The sequence below is a fragment of the Streptomyces sp. XM83C genome (genome assembly GCF_023072675.1).
Lineage (GTDB): Bacteria > Actinomycetota > Actinomycetes > Streptomycetales > Streptomycetaceae > Streptomyces > Streptomyces thermocoprophilus.
The window spans coordinates 1-2,239 of sequence record NZ_JALLGL010000514.1 but is presented as its reverse complement, the minus strand read 5'-3'; the positions used below and the strand labels follow the sequence as shown (position 1 = coordinate 2,239).

Annotated in this window: 1 protein-coding gene; it reads right to left on the bottom strand. The window is 75.1% G+C overall.

Annotation, left to right across the window (positions count from 1 at the left end; translation table 11 throughout):
• On the bottom strand, positions 1-1,743 hold a 1,743-nt coding region (locus MTQ10_RS29905), incomplete at its 3' end, for a sensor histidine kinase (protein WP_247473668.1).
• Positions 1,744-2,239 lie beyond the last annotated feature (496 nt).

The following is a 2,239-nucleotide window of genomic DNA, read 5'->3' as shown; positions in this document are numbered from 1 at the left end:
GGGCGGGGGCGTGTGGCCGGGGCCGCCCTGCTGGGCGTCGGCGAGGCCGATGCCGCGCTGGAAGGCGGCCATCAGGCCGGGGTCGTGGCCGATGTGCTGCTCGGGTTCCTGGCGGGGTGCGGGGCCGCCGCGCAGCTGGGGGACGAGGTGTTCCTGGGCGCGGCGCCGGGGCAGCCGGGGTTTGCCCATGGTGCCGCGGACGGCGCCGGTGCGGGGCACGGGCGGCTGCCCTTCGTTGGCGTCGACGACGGCCCGGTCCTCGGGGCGGATGCCGGGTGCGGCGGAGGCGGGGGTGGGCCGTTCCGCGCGCCGCCCGCGCACGGGCAGCGGCGGCGCGGGCGCGCCGGGTGCGGGAGGCGGCGTGTCGTCGGCCCGGCCCGGGGTGCGGTACTCGTCGGGCGGCGGCGGTACGGCGGTGAGGCCGGGGGCGGGCACGGCGAGGGCGCCGGTGTCGTGGACCGCGGTGCCGCCGCTCTCGACGATCTGTGCGGCGGTGGGGTCGGCGGTGTCGGTGGCGGTTCCGGCGACGAGGGCGGGCGTGCCGAGGAGGTCCTGGGGGACGACGAGGACGGCTTGGACGCCGCCGTAGATGTTGGTCTGGAGGCGCACGCGGATGCCGTGCCGGCGGGCGAGCTGGGAGACGACGTACAGGCCGATGCGGCCGTCGGCGAGGAGGCGGGCGACGTTGACCTGGTCGGGGTCGGCGAGCAGCGCGTTCATCCGTTGCTGCTCCTCGACGGGCATGCCGAGGCCGCGGTCCTCGACCTCGACGGCGAGACCGGAGGTGACGAGGTTGGCGCGGAGGAGGACCTGCGTGTGCGGGGCGGAGAACACGGTTGCGTTCTCGACGAGTTCGGCGAGCAGGTGGATGACGTCGGCGACGGCGTGCCCGCGGATGTCGCCGTCGATCGGCGGTACGAGCTTGACGCGTGAGTACTGCTCGACCTCGGCGATCGCGGAACGCAGCACCTCGGTCATGGAGACGGGGTTGCTCCACTGGCGGCGCGAGACGGCGCCGCCGAGCACGGCGAGGTTCTCGGCGTGGCGGCGGATGCGGGTGGCGAGGTGGTCGACGTGGAAGAGGCCCTTGAGCAGGTCGGGGTCCTCGATCTCGTTCTCCAGCTCGTCGAGGATGGAGATCTCCCGGTGCACCAGGGACTGCAGGCGCCGGGCCAGGTTGACGAAGACCTCCAGCTTCTGCTGGCTGCCGGCCTGGCTGGAGAGCTGCGCGGCCTGCACGACTGCGGCGACGGCGCCGTCGTGGGCGCGGGCGAGGTCGGCGGCGAGCAGTTCGAAGTCGTCGGCGTCGGCGGGCGGCTGGCCGCGGGTACGGCGCGGCGGCGGGGTGTCGCCGCGGCGCAGCGCGTCGACGAGGGCGCGCAGATCGGCCTCGCCGCGGGCGCTGCTGCGGCGCAGCGCGTCGACGCGTTCGGCGACGGCCTTGGCGGCGCGGTTCGCGGCGACGGCCGCGATGACGACGGCGGCCCCGGCCACGGCGACCGCACCGGCGAGGACCGCCCACAGGGTGGGGGTGGGGCGTACGCCGGTGGAGCGGACGGCGAAGAGGACGGCCGCGCAGCCGCTGAGGGCGACGGCGACGGGCGGGAGCACGGCCATGCGCAGCAGGTGCGGCCGTATGTGGGCTTCGGGCACGGCGGGGAGGGTGCGGGCTACCGGCCGCCCGTGCCGCCCGCCGCCCTCTCGGCGGTCTGCGCGCGCGGCCGGTGCGCGGAAGTGAGACATCGGTGTCCTCGTACTGGTCCGTCGGGCCTGTTTGCTCGCGCTTCGGTGCGCAACGGGCACTCACAGTAGTCGTGAACGGAACATGTGCGAGGGGCAGTTGACAAAGTCCCACATGAAGCGCCCTGCTCTGGTATGGGGACGGGCTGACAGTCCAACAGATCAGGACGCAATCCGGCCCGATATGCCCACACTGAACGCCACCTCGATCGAATTCGATCGCGAACGATCGCAAATCCGACCGGCCGGCGTGCCGCACGACGGAAGCGGCGAGCAGGCACGGGAGCCACCCTTCACCCAAAAGGGTGGGCCCGCTGGTCGCGAGGAAATCGAAACGGGCGACATCCGACCGGCCGCAAGCCGCCCGACCGCCCGGCGCGCTTGTGGGGCGCGGGCGCGCCCGGCCGGGCTGAGCCTCTCGGCGTCCCCGGGGGACGGCCGGCCTGCGGGCCCGTCCTTCCGGGCCGCCCGCCCGCGTCTCATCCCCCGCCCACGGGAC